The following is a 19,171-nucleotide window of genomic DNA, read 5'->3' on the forward strand; positions in this document are numbered from 1 at the left end:
CAATACCGCGCAATCACCCTGGGGCCGCGGGTTTGTTTGCGCCCAACTAGAAATAAACGCGCGCCACGATTGTTCACTGGTGGCACGGCGCCCGCGCGGAGCCACGCCCGCCCGGAGGAGGAATCTCGTGTCTAAAATGGGGAATTTCGGGTAAGTGATGGACGGCTGCGCCCGAAGCGTTTGCGCAATCGCATCCGCAGCACCTAAAATCTATGGGCAATAAATCGCTTATTATATCCATCGATCTATCGACAGTACGCGACTGATTTTCGCGAGGAGAGACATGGAATTCATCGACCGATTCGCGGATCGAGTCGTCGCTGCGGCGACGGGCATCCCAAAATTATTTTATCAGGGTTTTGGGGACCCCGAGTTGATCAATCAACTGGTCGAGCAGAGCCGCCACTTCGAGGCGCCCGCCGAGATTGAGATGCATTGGACCGGCTCCAAGCGCCACCTGGACGGGTCGCATACGCTGACGGGCTGGTTCCGCAGCCCGAGCCGAGAGTTGCCGCTGCCGCCGGAAGTGCGCACCGCGAATTTCCAGATGCTATTGCCCGCCGACGCCTTTGACGCGCCGCGCCCGGGGATGTGTGTGCACCTGGCAGGGACCGGCGACTCGACCTATGCCGCGCGGCGATTTCTGGCAAAACCGCTGCTTAAGCATGAGGACCCGGCAAAGCGCATCGGCGCGATCATTTTAGAGAACCCCTATTACGGGCATCGCCGCCCGCGCGGACAGCAGCAGACGCGCCTGCGCCGGCTGGTCGACCAATTCTTGATGAACCTGGCGACGATCCACGAGACCCGCGCGCTGCTGCATTGGCTGCGCCAGGAGGGGTTCGAGCGCGTCGGCGTGACCGGCTATAGCATGGGTGGATTTATGGCGGGGTTTGCGGCGCAGACCATGCCCTTCGCCCTGGCCGCGATCCCCTGCGCGTCCGGCGACACCGCGGCCGCGACCCTGATCGACAGCCCGCTTCGGAAAATGGTGGATTGGAAGACGCTCGCCGACGAAGCCGGCGGCATCGAAGCCGCCGAGATGATGCTCCAGCGGATCTTCGCGGCCCTCGCGCTCAGCGAGCATAACGCGCCGGTCGCCCCCGAGGCTGCGGTGATTCTGGGCGTGACGAATGACGAGTTCATCCCGATCGAGCAGCCCCGCGCCCTCTATAATCATTGGAAGGGCTCGGAGCTGCGCTGGATGGGCGGCGGGCACACAACCGGCTGGTTGCTCCACGGCGAGGAGATCCGCCTGGCCATCGCCGACGCCTTCGAACGCTTAGACAGCTTTTTAGCCAAGACTCAATAACTCGCGAGCGATGGCGGGGGTCGCGATTTCGCGGCCCCGCGCGCGGGCATATTCGGCCACCTGGGCGACCAATTCATGGCTGCCCTTGGCTAAGACGCCCTTGCTGACGAAGACGTTATCCTCGAGCCCCACGCGCACATGCCCGCCCATATCGATGGCCTTTTTGGCCAGCGCTAATTCATAGCGACCGATGCCCGCCACCGTCCAGGTGCTGCCCTCGGGGATCATACCGACCAAAAAGTCGAGATTCTCCGGGCGACCGCCCATCCCACCCGGCACGCCGAGCACAAAGTCGAAATGCAGCGGCCCGGCGAGCAGGCCCTCTTTAACAAGGCGCAGCGCGGTGTCGACCATGCCGGTGTCGAAGATCTCGATCTCGGGGCGCACCGAATATTGATTGAGGCGCTCGGCGATCGTACGAATCAGGGGCAGAGAATTCTGAAAGACATCCTCGCCAAAGTTGACCGTCCCGGTGGTCAGCGTCGCCATATCGGGGCGCAGATCAAGCGCCTCGATGCGCTCCTCTACCGACATCCAGACCGCCCCGCCGGTCGAAAACTGCACCAGGATATCGCTGCGCTCGCGGATCTCGGTGAGAATCTCGGCGAATGCGCCGCGCGCCTGGGTGGGCGTGCCGTCGTCCTCGCGCCCGTGCACGTGCACCATGCTCGCGCCGGCCTCGCGGCAGCGCACCGCCTCCAGCGCGATCTCCTCGGGGGTATAAGGCACGTTCGGGTTATGCTCGCGCATAGTCTCGGCGCCGTTGACCGCGGCGGTGATAATCAGTGGCTGCGTCATCGCAGGTCTCCTTTGAGTCAGGAATGGAAGTTGGGGCAGATGCCGCCGTGGTCTCAGCCCTTGGACTGAAGCTCTTTGGGCACAATGCAGGTTCCGCTGGCGCGACACACCACCACGGGCTCGTCGAGCACGCGCGCCTGCGAGGGCTGGTCGGCGTTGCCGCTCAGCTCGATCACCCGGCGCGCCTCGAACTCCATCTTGCGGCTGGTGTTGCCGACGTGGGTGATGCGACCGACCGCCTCGATAAAGTCCCCGGCGCGAATCGGCGCCAAAAAGTCGACCGAATCATAGGCGCGAAACAGCCCCTCGTCGCCGTCCTGGCGGATCAAAAGCTCGGTGGCGACGTCGCCAAATAGCTTGAGCGCGAACGCGCCGTCCACAAGGTCACCGGCGTAATGCGCGAGCTCCATTCCCACCCGAAGGCGAATCATCACTTCTTCACTCATCTCTATCTCCTCTATTATAATAGCCAAAAGCTCCCGCGCCTCGGGGAGCGCGCGCTGCGAACCCGCGCTTGCCCCGGCATCTTATAAAACCTGCCCTTTTAAGCAATGCGCCTTTCGCCAACAACGACAAAAGGACACCCGAGGGGGTGTCCTTTTGTCCGATAGGCGCGCTATTTATTAGGGAAAACCCGGGGTGATTTGGTCTACCGGAACCACCGTATGGTCCGCGCCATTGAGAAGCCCGACCAGCCAGAATTGTCGATTCGTCAGGCGCTGATCCTGTGCGGCGTAAATCAGCCTCTCCCCGGAGAAGACCTCAACCGTCGCGTCGGCATGACTTGCTCCATGGTCGCTATAATAGTGCACGCCAATCTTATAAAAGACTTCCTCCAGGTTGGAGTGCCTGATCGCCTCGGGTCCCGGGCTCTCATTGCTCTCGGCGACAAGGGCCGGTGACCCACTGGGGACGTTCCAATTGGGGGTTGAATTTCTGTAATAACAATCCCACCCCTCAGCGGCCGAATCCCAGCGATAGCCGTTGGGGTGAAGATAATGAAGGTCCATATCGCCGCCGACGCCTGGGCTGAGGCCGCGCCAGGTCAGTTGGATATGGACATCAGAGGCAGGGTGCACGTTGAGCGTGATCACCGCGGGCTCGCCGCAATTGACGGCGCCCTGCGCGTTATAGACCCGCAGCGCGATCTTGTACTCACCGATGAGATCCGTGACCAGGGTCGCGCGCGCCTCCCCGGCGCCCTCGATGCGCATGGAAGAGGAGCCCGGGCTCGACAGGAGCGTCCACTCGTAGTCCAGCGCTCCATCCCCGGGCGCGCTGCTCGCGGATGCGTCTAATTGCACCGTCGCCATCACCGGCACATCAAGCACGTCGCCGGGGACGCTCGTGTCGTCGTCCAGGATGGTCGCGGTGGCGACGGCGCTCGGGCAGGCGTCGGTGATGCCGCGACCGCTGAGCTGAAGCTCCACGTCCTCTAGGGAGTCCTCGCCGGTCTCGATCTTCAGCGCTCCCTCATACTCCCGCTCTTCGCCCGGGCGAAACGTCACCTCAAATTGCGCGACCTCGCCACCGTCGAGCGTCATTTCTTCACCGGGCGAATCATTGAAGCGACCGCGGTCAGTGATCTCAAAAGCAGCATCGCCGTCGTCGGTGAGCGCGACGCTCGTCAACGTGAGGGTTGTTAGCGCGTTACAATTCTCAATATTGACGATCTGCCGCGCCTGTTGAGCGACCGAGGTCTGCGGAAACTCCAGCGCGTCGACCGGGCTCACCACGATGCATGGCGCGCCGAAATTCCCCTGCAAAGCAACCAAATACTCCGGCTGATGCGGGTCATTCGACACGATAATCAACTCGCCAGATTCGGGTTCACGCGTCTGCGGAGCAAACCATACGCGCAGCTCAACCTCCTGATTCGGGGCGAGCAGCTCGGGCCATTCCGTGGTGTCATTTGAAGGGTCTGGCTCGATGCCCTGAGCGATCTCCGCGTCGGTCGGCTGCGGAATCGAAATATCAAATTTGGAACCCTCCTGCTCCCGTATCCTAATATCCTCGATCCGTAGCGGCGCCTCACCAACGTTTCGCACCCGCGTCATCTTCCAGGCCCGCGCCCATCGGTCAAAATCCGGCCGGTAGTTGGGCTCGACGGCGGGGAAGGCGACCGTGTCGGCGGATTCGATCTGGGGAGAAAGAGTGATCGTGCTGACATCCTCCAGACGCTCCTCGTCCAACCAGGCGTCGGCGTTTTCCTCTGACAGGCCCTCCACCGATGCATCATCACTGCAGGCGAAAATGCCAAGAACCAGAGCGCAAAGGACGCCCCGCAAGATTAGATTTAAAGGCTGCGAATTCACTATTTTATAGGGTCGATTCATATCGCCAGTCGATAAAATTGAACGTTATTTGTCAGCGTTCGCCTTCGTCTTCGAAGACCGGCGCAGCAAACGTGCGCCCCCAAGTTATTCGCTGAAATATTTAGTCACGATGAATTCGGGAACTCCCCATGGATACTAGTTTTCCCCACAAGGCTCAAACTCATAAAAAAGGACACCCTCTCGGGTGTCCTTCCTGATTCGCATACGAGCCAGCCGCCGCTATAAACAGCGACGCTCCGTGCATCGTCGCCTTAGCTTAGGGATAGCCAGCGGTGACGGTGTCGGCCGGCACCACCGTGTGGTTGGTCCCGCCCAGAAAACCGACAAGCCAGAATTGGTCATTGGTCAGCAACTTATCGCGCGCCTCATAGGTCAACACACCGTTATTACGAACCTCGACGCTCGCGTAGGCGGGGCCATTTCCATAGTCGCTATAGTGATGGACGCCGATTTTATAGGTCACGTCCTCCAGGTTATTATGGGTGATATTCTCCGGCCCGGGGCCGTAAAGGTCATCGATATCCAGGGTCGGGTTGCCGCCGGGGACGTTCCAGTCGGGCGTCTTATTATTATAATAGCAATCCCAGCCATTCGAGTTCATCGCCCAGCGGCTTCCGTTGGGGTGCATATAATGCAGGTCGAGGTCATTGTCCGCGCCACCGTTTGAGGTCCAGGTCAACTGGATATGAATATCGGAGTCGGAGTTCACCATGATGGTGACGATCGCCGGCTCCCCGCAGCTCACGGTGTTCTGGTCGTCGTAGACCTTAAGCTCCACTTTATACTCACCGTTGATATCCATGAACATCGTCGGGCGCGGGTCGCCCGTGGGCAAGATGCGCGACGAGGATGCGGCCGGGGCCGACAGGATGGTCCACTCATAGCGCTGGACGCTCCCGTCCGGGTCGCTGCTGGCGCTGCCGTCGAATTGAATGGTCTCAAGCGGCAGCGATTGGATATCGGTGCCCGCGCGCCCACCCGGGCTGACCTTGGCGGTCGCCACGGCGGTCGGACAAGCATTATTGGTGCCCCGGCCGTTCAGCGGCAGGTTCAGCACGCCCTGGGACGCGTCGTTGCTCTTAATGCGCACCGCGCCCCGATATAATACCTCCTGAGTCGGGCTGAAGTTCACCACGAAGTTCGCGCGCGCACCCTCGTCGAGGACGAACTCGTCGTCGGGCAGACCGGCGGGTAGGCTTCCATCTTTAATCGCGTAGACCCCGCCGCCATCGTCGGTGATCTCGATATCCTGCACTTTGAGCTTCGAGCTCGGGCTGCAGTTGGTGATGGTCACGGTTTTTTGGGTGACGTTTCCGATCGAGCTCAGCGCGAAGTCAACCTCGCCAACCGGCGAGACCTCGATGCAGGGCGTGCCGCTATTTCCGAGCAAGCTGACCGAATATTCGGGACGACTCGGGTCGTCACTCTTGAAGACAAGCTGGTCGTCTTCGGGGTTATTCGTATCCGGCGCGAACCACACACGCAGGTCGAAGCTCTCGGTCGGCGCAAGCGTCGCGGGCCACTGCTTGGTGTCGTTATCGGGGTCGGGCGCCAGGCCGTCGGCGATCTCCTGCGGGGTGGGCTGCGGGATCGAGAAGTCAAAACGCGAGTTATTGCCCTTCACCTTGATCTCGCTGATGCTCAGCGGAGCTTCACCGGTATTCTGCACCTGGGTCATCTTCCAGGCGCCGCGCCACGGGCCGTCCCCTGAGGAGCCCGGCCCCGGCGGCGTCACGCGCGGGAAGGAGACCGTCGCCGGCGAGAAGATCTGCGGCGCCAGCCCCAACGTGGAGACAGGGATGACAAATTGCGGGTTGCTCGGGTCATTGCTCTCGATGACGATCGAGCCCGAGTCGGGGTTCTGATTGACCGGCTTATAGCGCACGCGAACGATATGCGTGACGCCGGGTTCCAGGTTAAGCTTTTGCTCGCCCCAGCCCTCGCCGTCCTTAAAAAACTCCTGGTCCCGATCGAGCGGCGGATCGCCTTCGTCTTCTTTCAACGCGATATTGGTGATGCGCAGCGTCGACTCACCGGTGTTCGAGATCATGACGTTGACGCTGGTCTCCTGGCCCAGGGCGACGGTCTCGAAGGTAATGGGGTTGGGCGTCGCCGCGACTTGGCCGATCTCTTTGCCGCCAATGCCTCCGCCACCGCCGTCGGTCCCATCGTCGTCGTCGCTGCAACCCGTGCTGAGACCCAGGCTCAGGGCGAGCAACAAGCCTATCAAGATGGTACTTCGCCGCTCTAAAAGAGCCATACTTATTCTCCGATTCTGCAGGATGCCCTTGTCGAGCCCGTTATTTGCAATATGTTTTTGCCAAATATCTGATTTCGCAACCAAGAAACGACCCACGCGTCGAAAAAGCAGGCGCCCTCGCGGGGCGAACTATATCGAGGCGCTACTTTTGAGTCAACTTTGGGGCCTCGCCCTAGCAAACTGGCGCTGATCGCAGGCTTCGATAACCAAAAAAAGGACACCCAATGGGTGTCCTTTTTTCTTTTGGAGGTGTCTAAATGTTGCTCACCCGCAGGGCGACGCAACACTCAGATCAAATGAGCCATTACGGGTAGCCCGCCGTAACCTGGTCGACGGCGGCGACCGTGCGGCTTCGACCGTTCAACAGGCCCACGAGCCAGAACTGGTCATTATGCAGCATCTTATCGCGCGCTGCGAAGGTCAGGATACCGCGGTTTCGCACCTCAATCGACGCATACGCCGGGCCGTTGCCATGGTCACTATAGTAGTGAACACCGATCTTATAGGTCACGTTCTCCAGGTTGGAGTGACTGATATTCTCCGGGCCGGGACCATTGAGGTCATCGATATCCAGGGTCGGGTTGCCCCCGGGGACGTTCCAATTCGGCGTCTTATTGTTCCAATGACAATCCCAACCATTGGCGTTAATCGCCCAGCGGTTCCCGTTCGGGTGCAGGTAGTGCAGGTCGACGTCATTGTCGGCCACGCCGTTGGAGGTCCAGGTCAACTGGATATGAATATCGGTCTCGGAGTTCACCAGGATCGTGACGATCGCCGGCTCCCCACAGCTAACGGTGTTCTGGTCATCGTAGACCTTAAGCTCCACTTTATACTCACCGTTGATATCCATGAACATCGTCGGGCTAGAGTCGCCTGTGGGCAAGATGCGCGACGAAGATGCAGCCGGCGCCGACAGGATCGTCCACTCGTAGCGCTGAATGGCTCCGTCCGGATCGCTACTTCCAGTGCCGTCGAATTGGATGGTCTCAAGCGGCAGCGCCTGGATATTGGTGCCCGCGCGTCCACCCGGGGTGACCTTGGCGGTCGCCACGGCGGTCGGACAGGCGTTATTGGTACCACGGCCGTTAAGCGGCAGGTTCAGCGTGGACTGCGACGGGTCATTGCTCTTGATGCGGACCATGCCGGTATAAGCGGCTTCCTGGGTCGGGCTGAAGGTCACGACGAAGTTCGCGCGCCCGCCCTCATCAAGGACAAATTCCTCGGCGGGCAAACCGGCGGGCAAGCTGCCATCTTTAATCGCGAAGACGCCGCCGCCATCGTCGGTGATCTCGATATCCTGCAATTTGAGCTTCGAGCTCGGGCTGCAGTTGGTGATGGTGACCGTCTTCTGGCTGACGTTGCCGATCGAGCTCAGCGCGAAGTCGACCTCGCCAACCGGCGACACCTCGATGCACGGCGAGCCGCTATTGCCGATCAGGTTGACCGAATATTCCGGGCTGGTGGGGTCGTCACTCTTGAAGACGAGCTCGTCGTTCTCCGGGTTATTGGTGTCCGGCGCGAACCAGACGCGAACGTCGAAGCTCTCGGTCGGCGCGAGCGAGGCGGGCCACTGCTTGGTGTCGTTGTCGGGGTCAGGCGCCAGGCCTTCGGCGATCTCCTCAGCCGTGGGCTGCGGGATCGAGAAGTCAAAGCGCGAGTTATTGCCCTTCACCTTGATCTCGCTGATGCTCAGCGGGGCTTCACCGGTATTCTGCACCTGGGTCATCTTCCAGGCACCGCGCCACGGGCCGTCCCCCGAGGAGCCCGGCCCCGGAGGCGTCACGCGCGGGAAGGAGACGGTCGCCGGCGAGAAGATTTTCGGCGCCAATCCCTGCGTCGAGACCGGGATGACATATTGCGGGTTGCTCGGGTCGTTACTCTCGATAAGGACCGCGCCGGTGTCAGGGTTCTGATTGACCGGTTTATAGCGCACGCGAACGATATGCGTGACGCCGGGTTCCAGGTTGAGGGTTTGCTCTCCCCAGCCCTCGCCGTCTTTGAAAAACTCCTGCTCCATATCGCGCGGGGGCGCGCCGACGTCCTCTTTCAACGCGATATTGCTAATGCGCAGTGTGGACTCACCGGTATTCGAGATCATCACGTTAACGCTGGTTTCTTCGCCCAGCGCGACGGTCTCGAAGGTGATGGGGTTGGGCGTGGCCGAAACCTGGCCGAGCTTTTTGCTGCCGATGCTACCACCGCCACCGCCGTCCGAACTGGTGTCGTCGTCGCTGCAGCCCGCGGTGAAACCCAGGCTCAGGGCGAGCAATAAGCCTATCAAGATGGTACTTCGCCGCTCTAAAAGAGCCATACTATTTCTCCGTTTTTGCATGATGCCCTTGTCGAGCCTGTTATTTGCAATATTTATTCGTCAATTATCTAATTTCGCGCTCAAGAAACGGCCCGCGCATCGAAAAGGCAGGCGCTCCCGAATTGCGAACTATATCGAGAGGGCTGTTTTGAGTCAACTTTAGGGCTTTTGTCCTTATAATGTGGCCTGAGTAGAACGCTCGGGCCACACGAAAAAAGGACACCCAATGGGTGCCCTTTTCTCCTTTTACGCACTTCAACCTTCTTAAACTACCAGGGCATCGGAACACGCCGGCGCCCTGTCACTTAGGGATAATCAGGCGTGACGATGTCCGCCGCGGCGACCGTGCGGCTTCGACCGTTCAAATACCCGACCAGCCAGAATTGCTTATGCGTGAGCATCTTATCGCGCGCTGCGAAGGTCAGGATACCGCGGTTACGCACCTCAACTGTCGCGTATGCCGGGCCGTTTCCATGGTCACTAAAATAGTGAACGCCGATCTTATAGGTCACGTTCTCCAGGTTCGAATGGCTAATATTCTCGGGCCCGGGCCCCTGGAGGTCATCGATATCCAGGGTCGGATTACCACCCGGTACGTTCCAGTTGGGGGTCTTATTGCCATAATAACAATCCCAACCACCTGCATTCGACGCCCAGCGACTTGCACTGGGGTGCAGATAATGCAGGTCGACGTCGTTGTTTTGGACACCGTTGGAGGTCCAGGTGAGCTGGATATGAATATCGGTGTCGGAGTTCACCAGAATCGTGATGATCGCCGGCTCCCCGCAACTAACGGTGTTCTGGTCATCGAAGACCTTCAGCTCTACTTTATACTCACCGTTGATATCCATGAACATCTCCGGGGTCGCGCTGCCGTTGGGCAGGATGCGCGAGGAGGATGCAGCCGGCGCCGACAGAATCGTCCACTCATAGCGCTGGATGGTGCCGTCCGGATCGCTACTTCCCGTGCCGTCGAATTGGATTGTCTCAAGCGGCAGCGCCTGGATGCTGGTGCCAGCGCGTCCACCGGGGACGACCTTGGCGGTCGCGACGGCGGTCGGGCAGGCGTTGTTGGTGCCGCGGCCGTTGAGCGGCAGATCCAGCGTGGACTGCGACGGGTCATCGCTCTTGATGCGGACCATGCCGGTATAAGCGGCTTCGTCGGTCGGGCTGAAGGTCACCACGAAGTTCGCGCGCCCACCCTCGTCGAGGATAAACGGCTCTTCGGGAAGGCCCACCGGCAGGCTACCCTCTTTAATCTCAAAGACGCCGCCGCCATCGTCGGTCATCTCAATATCCTGCAATTTGAGCTTCGAGCTCGGGCTGCAGTTGGTGATGGTGACCGTCTTCTGGCTGACGTTGCCGATCGAGCTGAGCGCGAAGTCGACCTCACCCACCGGCGACACCTCGATGCACGGCGAGCCGCTATTTCCGACCAGGTTGACCGAATATTCAGGGGTCGTCGGGTCGTCGCTCTTGAAGATAAGTTCGTCGTTCTCGGGGTTATTGGTGTCCGGCGCGAACCAGACGCGCACGTCGAAGCGCTCGTTGGGCGCGAGCGCCGCTGGCCACTGCTTGGTGTCGTTGTCGGGGTCAGGCGCCAGGCCATCGGCGATCTCTTCAGCGGTCGGCTGCGGGATCGAGAAGTCAAAGCGCGAGTTATTACCTTTTACCGCGATCTCGCTGATGGTCAGCGGAGCTTCACCGGTATTCTGCACCTGGGTCATCTTCCAGGCACCGCGCCACGGACCATCTTCGGTCGAGGAGTCCGGCCCCGGCGGCGTCACGCGCGGAAAGGAGACCGTCGCCGGCGAGAAGATCTTGGGCGCCAATCCCTGCGTGGTGATCGGAATCACGTATTGCGGATTGCTCGGGTCGTTACTCTCGATAAGCACCGAACCCGTGTCCGGGTTCTGGTTCACCGGCTTATAACGCACGCTCACGATATGGGTCGCGCCGGGCTCAAGGCTAAGGTTTTGCTTGCCCCATCCGTCGCCCTCTCTGAAGAACTCCTCCTCCATATCCTGCGGCGGCGCGCCGACGTTCTCTCGCAGCGCAATATTAGTAATGCGCAGCGCAGACTCGCCGGAGTTCGAAATCAACACGTTGACGTTGGTTTCCTCACCCAGCGCGACCGTCTCAAAGGTGATCGGGTTCGGCGTGGCCGTAACCTGTCCGAGCTTTTTGCTGCTGATATTTTCGTTCTTGTTATCGGTACCGCCATCATCGTCGCTGCACGCCGTGGCGACCCCAAGACTCAGGGCCAGCACGATGCCAATCAAGATGCTGCTTCGTCGCTCAAAAAGAGCCATACTATTTCTCCGTTGTTGCATGATGCCCCTATCGAGCGCGCTCATCAGAATATTTTTTCGCTAAGATTCTCGGCCGAAAAACCTTTTGGGCACTTTAAAGACCCAAGAATGCGTGGATTCTATCGAGATGCGATTTATGAGTCAACTTTGGCAGATACGCGGCAAATAGGCTGGATATATATAATATTTAGACATCCATTGACCCATCCTCTCTCGTGCGTAATGCCCTCAGCAGTGGTATCCTTCTGTCCACCATCTCCACTTAAGAAAACAGCAGATGAAGATGTGCTCACACCTCGAAAGCCCTCAACGATTCGCCGGAGCCTGCGCTATGCTCTTGGCGCTGACGGCGCTATTCGCCAGCGGGTGCTCGAGGCCGAGCGCGGCGCGCACTCACGCCCAAAGCGCCCCACCCACCGCTTATCATCTGCAAATCGACGGCGATGCGTCGGCCCGGCTTAGCGCCCTGCGCGCACGCATCGACGCCGCCGGAGCGGACCCGGATTGCGCGCAGCTCGAACCCCCAATTGGGGACTCCGCGTGGCTGGCTGCCTGGTGCGGACTTCGCGCCGGTGATTGGGCGCTGAGCGCCCAGCAGGCACACGCGGCGCAGACAAACCTGGCCCCCCACAACTCACTTCGCCGCCAGATCGAGCTGCTCCTTATCGAAGCCATCGCCCGCCAAGAAACCGCAGCGGCGAGACAAAACATCCAAACCTCGCCCAGCGCGCCCCCCGACGCCCACGCGGTGTCGCTGGCCACACGGGCCCACCACTTATGGTTAAACGCGCGCATCCCGATGCACGGCAACCTGCGCGACCCAAACGCCGGCGACCTCGCCAATTTATACGCGATGGCGCTGGAGCGCGGACTCCTCCACGACGCAAAAGACCCCGATGGTCGGCCACTTCGGCGCGGCGCGCTGCTCGATATTGCGCGCAGTGAATACCGCGACTTCGGGCGCCTCGGAGCGCTCTCGCAGACCCTGCGCGCATCCTTTGATTTCGCGGTGGAACGCGGCCAACTCGACCAGGCCATTGAGATGCTCGAGCGCGCGTTCGCGCTCGATATCGCGTCCGAGAATCCCCGCGCCCTGGCCCGGGACCTGGCAAGATTTGAGCGATTAAATCGCCTCCTCGGGCAGGTCGATGCGCCCCCGAAGCAAGCCGGCACACAAGGCCCGGCGCGGACCATCGCCGGTCAGGTCACGAACTCTCATATTGAGCACCTGCTCGCCACACCCGCCGGGCGCCGCCGCCTCGCCGACGCCATCGCCTGGACTCGCGCCTCCCCCACCCGCACCATCGCTGCGTCCCCGTTACTCATCGATGCGCTTCGCGCCCACGGCGACTTCGACGATTGGCACGGTGAGGACTGGCGACTGGGTTTTGAGGGCGGGCAATTATTGGCCGAACATGGGCAGTTGACGCCGGCAAAGCGCTATTTCCAGGCCGCCATCGGGGCCATCGAAGAGATGCGCGGGCGACTCCCCACCCCGGCCCTTCGCCAGGAGTTCTTCGCCGATAAACGCAAGGTCTATATGGCGCTGGTTGACGCGTATATCGGACTCGACACAACCCAGCGCACGCAGGCGAATTATCAACGTAGCCTCGTGCTGGCCAACGCGCTCAAGGCGCGGGGATTGCTCGACCTTCTGGACGGCGACGTCGACCCGGCCCTGGCCACCGAGCCGCGCCCAAACACGCGCCACTCAACCCATCTTCGCCCCGGCCGCGCCGGGTCGAAACACGCTCGCGCGGCGAGCGCCCTGGCCCAATTAGAGGATTGGTCGAGGGCGCAGCGCTCCAACCTTTCGCATCGCGCGGCCCAAACCGCGCAGAGCAAGCGCTCCCCCAACACACTCGCCCGCCAGGTCGGGGCTCAACTTGCGCCCAATACCGTCCTCCTCGAATACCTCATCATGCCGCGGCGCAGCTACCTCTGGGTCATCAGCGACCAGGGCATCAAGATGCGACAATTGGCCGGGCGCGAAGACATCGCCCCGCTGGTCGACGCGTTTATTCGCACGCTCGGCGAGCGGCCCGACCCGGCGCGCCAACGCGCGCTGGCCGAGCGCCTGTACGTCGAGCTGATCGGCCCGGCCCAGGACCTGCTTAAATCGGCCGACCAACTGATCATCGCGCCCGACGGCAAGCTGTACGACCTGCCCTTCGAGATGCTCGCCCGGCCCACCCGCAGCGCCGAGCCCGATTATCTGATGCGCGACCAGGTCGTGACCTATACACCTTCAAGCGCCGTGTTCGAGCGCCTGATGGCGCGCAAAGCCGCCGCGCAACCAGACTCAAGCACCACGCGCACCCTGCTTATCGGCGACGCGAACCTGGACCGCGCCGCCATCGATCTTCTCAAGCTCGCCACCAATCTGCCCGACTCCGGGATGTTCTCGCTGGGCGATGTCTTCCCGAAATTGCCCGGCGCGCGCGCCGAACTCGATGCCATCAACACCCGCCTTGGAGCCCGCGATTTCGAGGTCGAGATGCGCGTCGGAGAGATGGCGGCCGAGAGCTGGATGCGCAACGCCGACCTGACCCAATACGGCATCATCCACGTGGCCGCCCACGGCATCAGCGACGCCCGCTCCCTGCAGGTCGCCAGCGTGCAATCCGGCCTCGAGTTCAACCAACCCGCCCTGCTGCTGAGCCGAGACCCGGAGCAACCCGACGACGGCATCGTCACCCTGGGCGAGTTATTAAGCCGGCGCACCGCCGCCGAGATGGTGGTGCTCAGCGGGTGCACCACCGGGCGCGGTTGGCAGACGCTGGGCGCCGGGGCGTTTGGGCTGGCCGGGGCGATTCTCTACACCGGCAGCAGCAGCGTCGTGGCGAGTATGTGGAGCGTGGAGGACGCCGACACATCGAAGTTGATGGCGGCCTTTTATCGGGGCATCGCAGACGGCAAAACGCCCGCTCAGGCATTGCAGAGCGGGCAGGTTGCGATGTCAAAGGCCGGGATGAGCCCGGCGAGTTGGGCGGCGTTTCGGGTGATCGGCGGGGGCTAAGGGCTGCGCGCTGCCAGCCCCCGCCGAGGCGAAGTTGATCAGCCGGCGACACATTCATTGGCGACACATTGCTCGCCGCTCACGCAGTCGCACACGCTATCACAGCTCTCGGGGCCGCCATCGGCCGGCACCTCACAGGTGCCGCTGTCGAGGTTGCAGACCTCGCCGCCGGCGCAATCCGTGTTGCAGGTGCAGGGCGACTCGCACTGACCTTCGATGCAGATCTCGGCGCGCAGGCACTCCGCGCTGGTGCGGCACTCGACGTTCGGGTCGCGGTCGCAGAAACCACCGTCGGCGCAGATATAACCCTCGCCGCAGGAGTCACTGCTGGTATTCGGGTCACAGGCGGGCTGGCAAATCGCGTCGACGCACACTTCGTCACCGGCGCAATCCTGGGTGCCGCTGCACTCCGACGGCTGGCAAAGGCCCTGGCGGCAATATTCGTAGCGGCCGCACTCCTCGTCGACGGAGCAATCCGAGAAGCATTTTCCGTTGACGCACATCGCGCCCTCGGCACACTCGCTATTGAAGACGCAGGTCTCGTCGCCACCCACACACTCGCCGGACTCACAGGTCTGCCCGGTCGCGCAATCATTGCGGTCCGCGCACTCCGGCGCGTTATCCTCGACACACTCCCCAAGGCGGCAGGTCTCACCGGTCGCGCAGGGATTGCTCGCGCTGCACTCAGCGGTCTCCGGCGCCTCACACTCGTTATTGACGCAGCTTTCGCCGGCCGCGCAATCGCGCGCCGTCACACACTCCAACTCGGGGACATTCGCGCAGCTTCGCACGCCGTTGGCGTCGGCCTTCGGCAGGCATTGCGACGAGCCAGCGATGGTCTTGCACTCAAAGCCTTCGCCACAACCCGACCCGCAGGGCGTGGTGCAAACCGTCTCACCGCCGGCATCTTCATCGCCAAGGAGCACGCAAAGCGCGTCCGGGTCGGCGCAATCGGAGTTGGTTTGGCACGCCTGGCAAAGCCCGGCCTCGCCGCGCTCGGTGGTCGTCGGGACGCGGCACAGGTTATTGACGCAAATCTCGGCGCCGGCGCAATCGCCGTCGTGATAGCAAAAGTCCAGGGAATCCTCGCCGCCGGGCTCCCCAGCCTCGCCGCCGCAGGTGTCGGAGCACAGCTCCTCAAACCAGCAGGACTGCCGACAGTTGCCAGTGAAGTCGCACACGGTCTCGCACTTCTCGTAATTCACGCAGCAATCTCCGCCGGCGCTATTTCCGTCGGTGATCAAACACCCCGAGCCGAACCCAAACGCGAACATCGCGACCAAAAATATCATCCAATATACGCGCTTCATGACCTTCTCCTGGCAGTCTATTTGCAATGAAAATGCAGACCTTCGAAAATTTTGCTTGGACGGGCGACGCCCGAGTTCGCTCACAATAACATCTTCCTAAAGCTTCTGACGCATCTCAAATCGAGCTTATTCAAAAGAATTCCGAAAAAGTCGATGATTCTCGAACTTCGCCTGCGCCGCTAAAAATCGTGCCGCGCCCGCGCCAAATTGAACCCCGCGAAGCCATGTGCTATCTCGATACGCCGATTCGCAGCTCGCCCTATTGGGGCCCGTTGGGCCTGCGATAAATACGCAATAATGCCCGTCGCAATTCTATCTTTGTACACAGCGGTATCACGTGAAAGAGTCAACACATTCCCCAGAGACAGCCGAACGACCGGGATTCCAAGCCTGGTGGTCCACCCGCACCGGTCATTGGGTCGCGCTTGCGATTTTAGCGCTGGCCTGCGCGGGGCTTATCTTCGGGCAATTATCGAGCCTGGGCGTGTGGAAACCCTGGGAAGCCGATGAGATTCGCATCGCACGCGAATACGCTCAACAAGACGCTCCGGCGAGCGTGGAGAGCGGCGCGGAGGCCGACGAATCCCCAGAAAATGCCCAGGCCGATGCTCCGGCAGAGGACCATAAAAGCAGCGCGGATGCAACGCCTGAGCCCAATTGGGTCACGCCGACCCTCGACGGAAAACCGGTCGCGCGCCCCTTGCTCAAAACATGGGTCCTCGCGGCCACCGTGGGCGAACCCGCCGAGCTCGGCGACTATAAGATCGGCGAGCTTGAGCTGTCGGCGCGCCTTCCATTTGCGGTCGCTGTCTTCTTGCTGATCTTGGCGACCTTCGCCTGGATACGCCGCTATTTCGACACCTGGACCGCGCTGATTTGCGCCGTGGCCTTCACCACCACCCCCGCGATCTTCTTGGGCGTGCACACCCTGAGCAGTGAGATGCTCTTCGTGGTGCTCAGCTCCGCCTCGATTATGGCGTTCTTCGAGCTCTCGCGCAGCGAAACCGCGCGCGCACGATGGCTGTGGGGCGCCACGCTCGGCGTCATGCTCTCGCTCTCCTTTTTGGAGCAGCGCTATTTCGGCCTGCTCAGCCCCCTGGCGGTCATCATCGCCTATTGCGTCACCGAGCTGCCCTTTGAGCAGGTTGCGCGCGCGCGCGAGAACCCATCCGGGGTCTCGTCGCTGCTGTCGCGCCTCGACATCGGACTGGCCGTGGCGTCGCTGGCGGGCGCGGGCGCGGTGGTCTTGTGGGGGCTGAACCGCAGCGCCGCGGCCACCGGCGAAACCCTCTTTTTGCCCCACGTCTTGCAGTGGATGGCGCTGCTTATCCCCGGATTCATCTTGCTCGCCGGCGCATTTATCGGGCGCAAATCCAGCGCCGGTCGCGCTCTCTTTAGCGCCCCGATGCTGCTGGCGCTCGCGATGTGCGCGCTCGTCGTCGGCGTCATCACCCAGAGCTACGGCGCGGCCAACCCCATGCGCATGCTCGACGGCGAAATCGCCGGCAATATCCCGCTCTTCTCGTTTCTTCTTGAGAACCACCTCAGCGGAAGCAGCCCGGCCGAAAAACATATGTATTTCGCCATGTGGATCCGCGAGATCGGCTTCTCGCTTATCCCCTGGGTGGCGCTCGCCCCGCTGGGCATCGGCTACCTGGCGCGCGCCGCGCGTCTGCACGACGAAGACGACGCGCCCCTGCAAAACATCATGGCCGCCTCGACCTCGCTGCAGCGCCTTCTCTTGGTGTGGAGCTTCATCACCGTCGCCGTGGTCGCGCTGGCGTCGGCCTTTGGTCACTTCTACTTCCCGGCATATCTTCCGATCATCCTGGGCGCCGGCCTGATGCTCGGCGACGCCAAATTCTTTACCCGCGCGCGCCTCGAATCCCTCACGATCGTCGCCATGGGATTTGTGGCCATCACCATCATCATGATGCTCGGGAAAGACCTTGAGCGCTTCCCCGACCGCTTCATGGAGCCCTACCTGGCGATGCAAGAAGAGCTCGGTCTGCCCGAGGACTACGCCTTCGGCTCGACGCTCAAGGCCATCAAATACGGCTGGATGATCCTGCTGGCCACCTTCTATTTCGGGCTTGTCTCCTGGGCCGGCCTCACGCTGCGCAGCCTGCGTAGCGCGCCCAAACGCTTCGCCGACTGGCGCGCCGCGCGCAAAGACGGCGCCGCGAACACACCCGACGCCGCGCCCGAGGCCCCCTTCTACCGGCAGGCCAAGGCCAAGGCCGCCTACCGCCAAGAGAGCGGCCCGCTCGCCCGCCTGGCCGCGCTCTTCGAGTTGCCGACCACCTGGTCCGCCTGGGTCTTGCTCGCCGCGCTGCTCACCGCCGGCGTCTTCCTCTATAAATTCGCCCCGGACCAGTCGCACCACCTCTCGGAGCGCGGCATCTTCGAGGCCTATACCGAGATCGCCAAACCCGGCGAAAAGCTCTATCGCTACGGCATCTCCGGCAGCAAAGGCTCGGTGTATCTGAGCGATGTTGAGTCCATCTCGAAGAACGACGCCTTCGTCAAAGAATTCGACAGCGACTCCCGCTACTTCGTCATTATCCCCCGCGATAAATTGGCCGCCGTCAATTACGATATCCGCGGCCGATTCAAGCGCAACCTGCCCGTGCTCGACGCCAAATCGAGCAAACTCCTGCTTGTGAGCAACCAACTTGAGGACGGCGAAGAGCAGCAAAATTATATCGCCGACGCCATCATTGAAGACCCCAAAACCTTCACCCCGCCCATCCCCCTGCAATTCGCAGACAAGGGCAAAATCAGACACCCCACCTTCGATAACTCCCTGGAGATGATCGGCTGGGATATTGACGGCAAACCAAGCGATGGCTCCTTCCCGGTCTTCGCCCGCGGCGACAGCGCGAAGTTGACGTTCTACTTCCGCGCCAAACGCCGGGTCCCGAGCTCCCAGAAGATCTTCATGCACGTCGACCGCTCCGGCAGCCGTCTGCACGGCGACCACGACCCGGTCAACGGCGAGTTCCCGACGAATTTCTGGCTCCCCGGCGACATCATCAAGGACGAATACTCACTGAGCATCGACTCCTACGCCTCCCCCGGGGTCTACACCATCTGGCTTGGCTTCTATAACGGCAGCAAGCGCATGAAGGTGACCCCGGCGCAGGCATCGGACAAAGACAACCGAGTGCGCGTGGGTCAATTCATCGTGGGCGGATGACGCCGGGCCCGGGGCCCCAATGGGCGCGGCGTTGTGGTGAGTCTCGGGGCATCTTCACCCCACCTCCCCCGCCGCCGCGCCAGCCCCGACCGGGCGTAAAACCCCTTATAGAACGGGAATTTAATCGACCGCCGACAGTTTTTACAGGCGCGTGGCCGGCTTGGGATTCTGGAATCGCCCACCCGCCAGGCCGGCGTTGGGCCGGCGGCCTCTAAAAGATCGACGGGTAGCTTGACCGCGGCGCTTAATTATACGAAAAATAGTGCCATCATCGCAGCGCGCCGCTCATTTTTTTCGCGGGCCAGATCGCGGGA

At 61.6% G+C, this 19,171-nt stretch carries 10 protein-coding genes; 3 read left to right on the forward strand and 7 right to left on the reverse strand.

Annotated elements, in window-relative coordinates:
• Nucleotides 1–283 precede the first annotated feature (283 nt).
• Entirely contained in the window at nucleotides 284–1,312 is a 1,029-nt protein-coding gene (locus DN745_RS10910; RefSeq protein ID WP_111334768.1) for an alpha/beta hydrolase family protein, read from the forward strand.
• Here DN745_RS10910 and kce read toward each other — a convergent pair.
• The 6 genes from kce to DN745_RS10940 form a co-directional block, all read right to left on the reverse strand.
• On the reverse strand, nucleotides 1,295–2,110 hold the full coding sequence (kce, locus tag DN745_RS10915; protein WP_111334770.1) for a 3-keto-5-aminohexanoate cleavage enzyme: 816 nt from the start codon (nucleotides 2,108–2,110) through the stop codon (nucleotides 1,295–1,297). The two genes, DN745_RS10910 and kce, sit on opposite strands and share 18 nt — an antisense overlap.
• A gap of 53 nt (nucleotides 2,111–2,163) precedes the next feature.
• Nucleotides 2,164–2,556, reverse strand: a complete 393-nt coding sequence (kal, locus tag DN745_RS10920; RefSeq protein WP_111334772.1) for a 3-aminobutyryl-CoA ammonia lyase — start codon at nucleotides 2,554–2,556, stop codon at nucleotides 2,164–2,166.
• 177 nt (nucleotides 2,557–2,733) lie between these two features.
• Nucleotides 2,734–4,338 (reverse strand): PKD domain-containing protein, encoded by a 1,605-nt coding sequence (locus DN745_RS10925; protein ID WP_111334773.1) that lies wholly within the window; start codon nucleotides 4,336–4,338, stop codon nucleotides 2,734–2,736.
• Between the two features lie 364 nt (nucleotides 4,339–4,702).
• Nucleotides 4,703–6,706 (reverse strand): choice-of-anchor D domain-containing protein, encoded by a 2,004-nt coding sequence (locus tag DN745_RS10930; RefSeq protein WP_111334775.1) that lies wholly within the window; start codon nucleotides 6,704–6,706, stop codon nucleotides 4,703–4,705.
• A gap of 304 nt (nucleotides 6,707–7,010) precedes the next feature.
• The gene (locus DN745_RS10935) at nucleotides 7,011–9,017 is read right to left on the reverse strand and encodes a choice-of-anchor D domain-containing protein (RefSeq protein ID WP_162687611.1); all 2,007 of its coding nucleotides are present in this window, start codon (nucleotides 9,015–9,017) and stop codon (nucleotides 7,011–7,013) included.
• 305 nt (nucleotides 9,018–9,322) lie between these two features.
• Nucleotides 9,323–11,329, reverse strand: a complete 2,007-nt coding sequence (locus tag DN745_RS10940) for a choice-of-anchor D domain-containing protein (protein ID WP_162687612.1) — start codon at nucleotides 11,327–11,329, stop codon at nucleotides 9,323–9,325.
• A gap of 331 nt (nucleotides 11,330–11,660) precedes the next feature.
• On the opposite strand from DN745_RS10940, the gene DN745_RS10945 reads away from it, so the two are divergent.
• On the forward strand, nucleotides 11,661–14,348 hold the full coding sequence (locus DN745_RS10945) for a CHAT domain-containing protein (protein WP_162687613.1): 2,688 nt from the start codon (nucleotides 11,661–11,663) through the stop codon (nucleotides 14,346–14,348).
• A gap of 38 nt (nucleotides 14,349–14,386) precedes the next feature.
• Here DN745_RS10945 and DN745_RS10950 read toward each other — a convergent pair whose 3' ends face one another.
• A complete protein-coding gene (locus DN745_RS10950; RefSeq protein ID WP_111334783.1) occupies nucleotides 14,387–15,658 on the reverse strand; it encodes a hypothetical protein in 1,272 nt (423 codons plus the stop codon).
• 337 nt (nucleotides 15,659–15,995) lie between these two features.
• Here DN745_RS10950 and DN745_RS10955 point away from each other — a divergent pair, with 337 nt between their 5' ends.
• Complete coding sequence (locus DN745_RS10955) at nucleotides 15,996–18,857, forward strand: ArnT family glycosyltransferase (protein ID WP_111334785.1); 2,862 nt, start codon at nucleotides 15,996–15,998, stop codon at nucleotides 18,855–18,857.
• Nucleotides 18,858–19,171 lie beyond the last annotated feature (314 nt).

This window comes from Bradymonas sediminis (assembly GCF_003258315.1).
GTDB lineage: Bacteria > Myxococcota_A > Bradymonadia > Bradymonadales > Bradymonadaceae > Bradymonas > Bradymonas sediminis.

What these genes read in the sequence shown, in the direction of transcription:
- DN745_RS10945 (WP_162687613.1), top strand. Translation starts at nt 11,661, where the DNA reads ATGCTCTTGGCGCTGACGGCGCTATTCGCCAGCGGGTGCTCGAGGCCG.
- DN745_RS10950 (WP_111334783.1), bottom strand. Translation starts at nt 15,658, where the DNA reads ATGAAGCGCGTATATTGGATGATATTTTTGGTCGCGATGTTCGCGTTT.
- kal (WP_111334772.1), bottom strand. Translation starts at nt 2,556, where the DNA reads ATGAGTGAAGAAGTGATGATTCGCCTTCGGGTGGGAATGGAGCTCGCG.
- DN745_RS10930 (WP_111334775.1), bottom strand. Translation starts at nt 6,706, where the DNA reads ATGGCTCTTTTAGAGCGGCGAAGTACCATCTTGATAGGCTTGTTGCTC.
- DN745_RS10940 (WP_162687612.1), bottom strand. Translation starts at nt 11,329, where the DNA reads ATGGCTCTTTTTGAGCGACGAAGCAGCATCTTGATTGGCATCGTGCTG.
- DN745_RS10935 (WP_162687611.1), bottom strand. Translation starts at nt 9,017, where the DNA reads ATGGCTCTTTTAGAGCGGCGAAGTACCATCTTGATAGGCTTATTGCTC.
- kce (WP_111334770.1), bottom strand. Translation starts at nt 2,110, where the DNA reads ATGACGCAGCCACTGATTATCACCGCCGCGGTCAACGGCGCCGAGACT.
- DN745_RS10910 (WP_111334768.1), top strand. Translation starts at nt 284, where the DNA reads ATGGAATTCATCGACCGATTCGCGGATCGAGTCGTCGCTGCGGCGACG.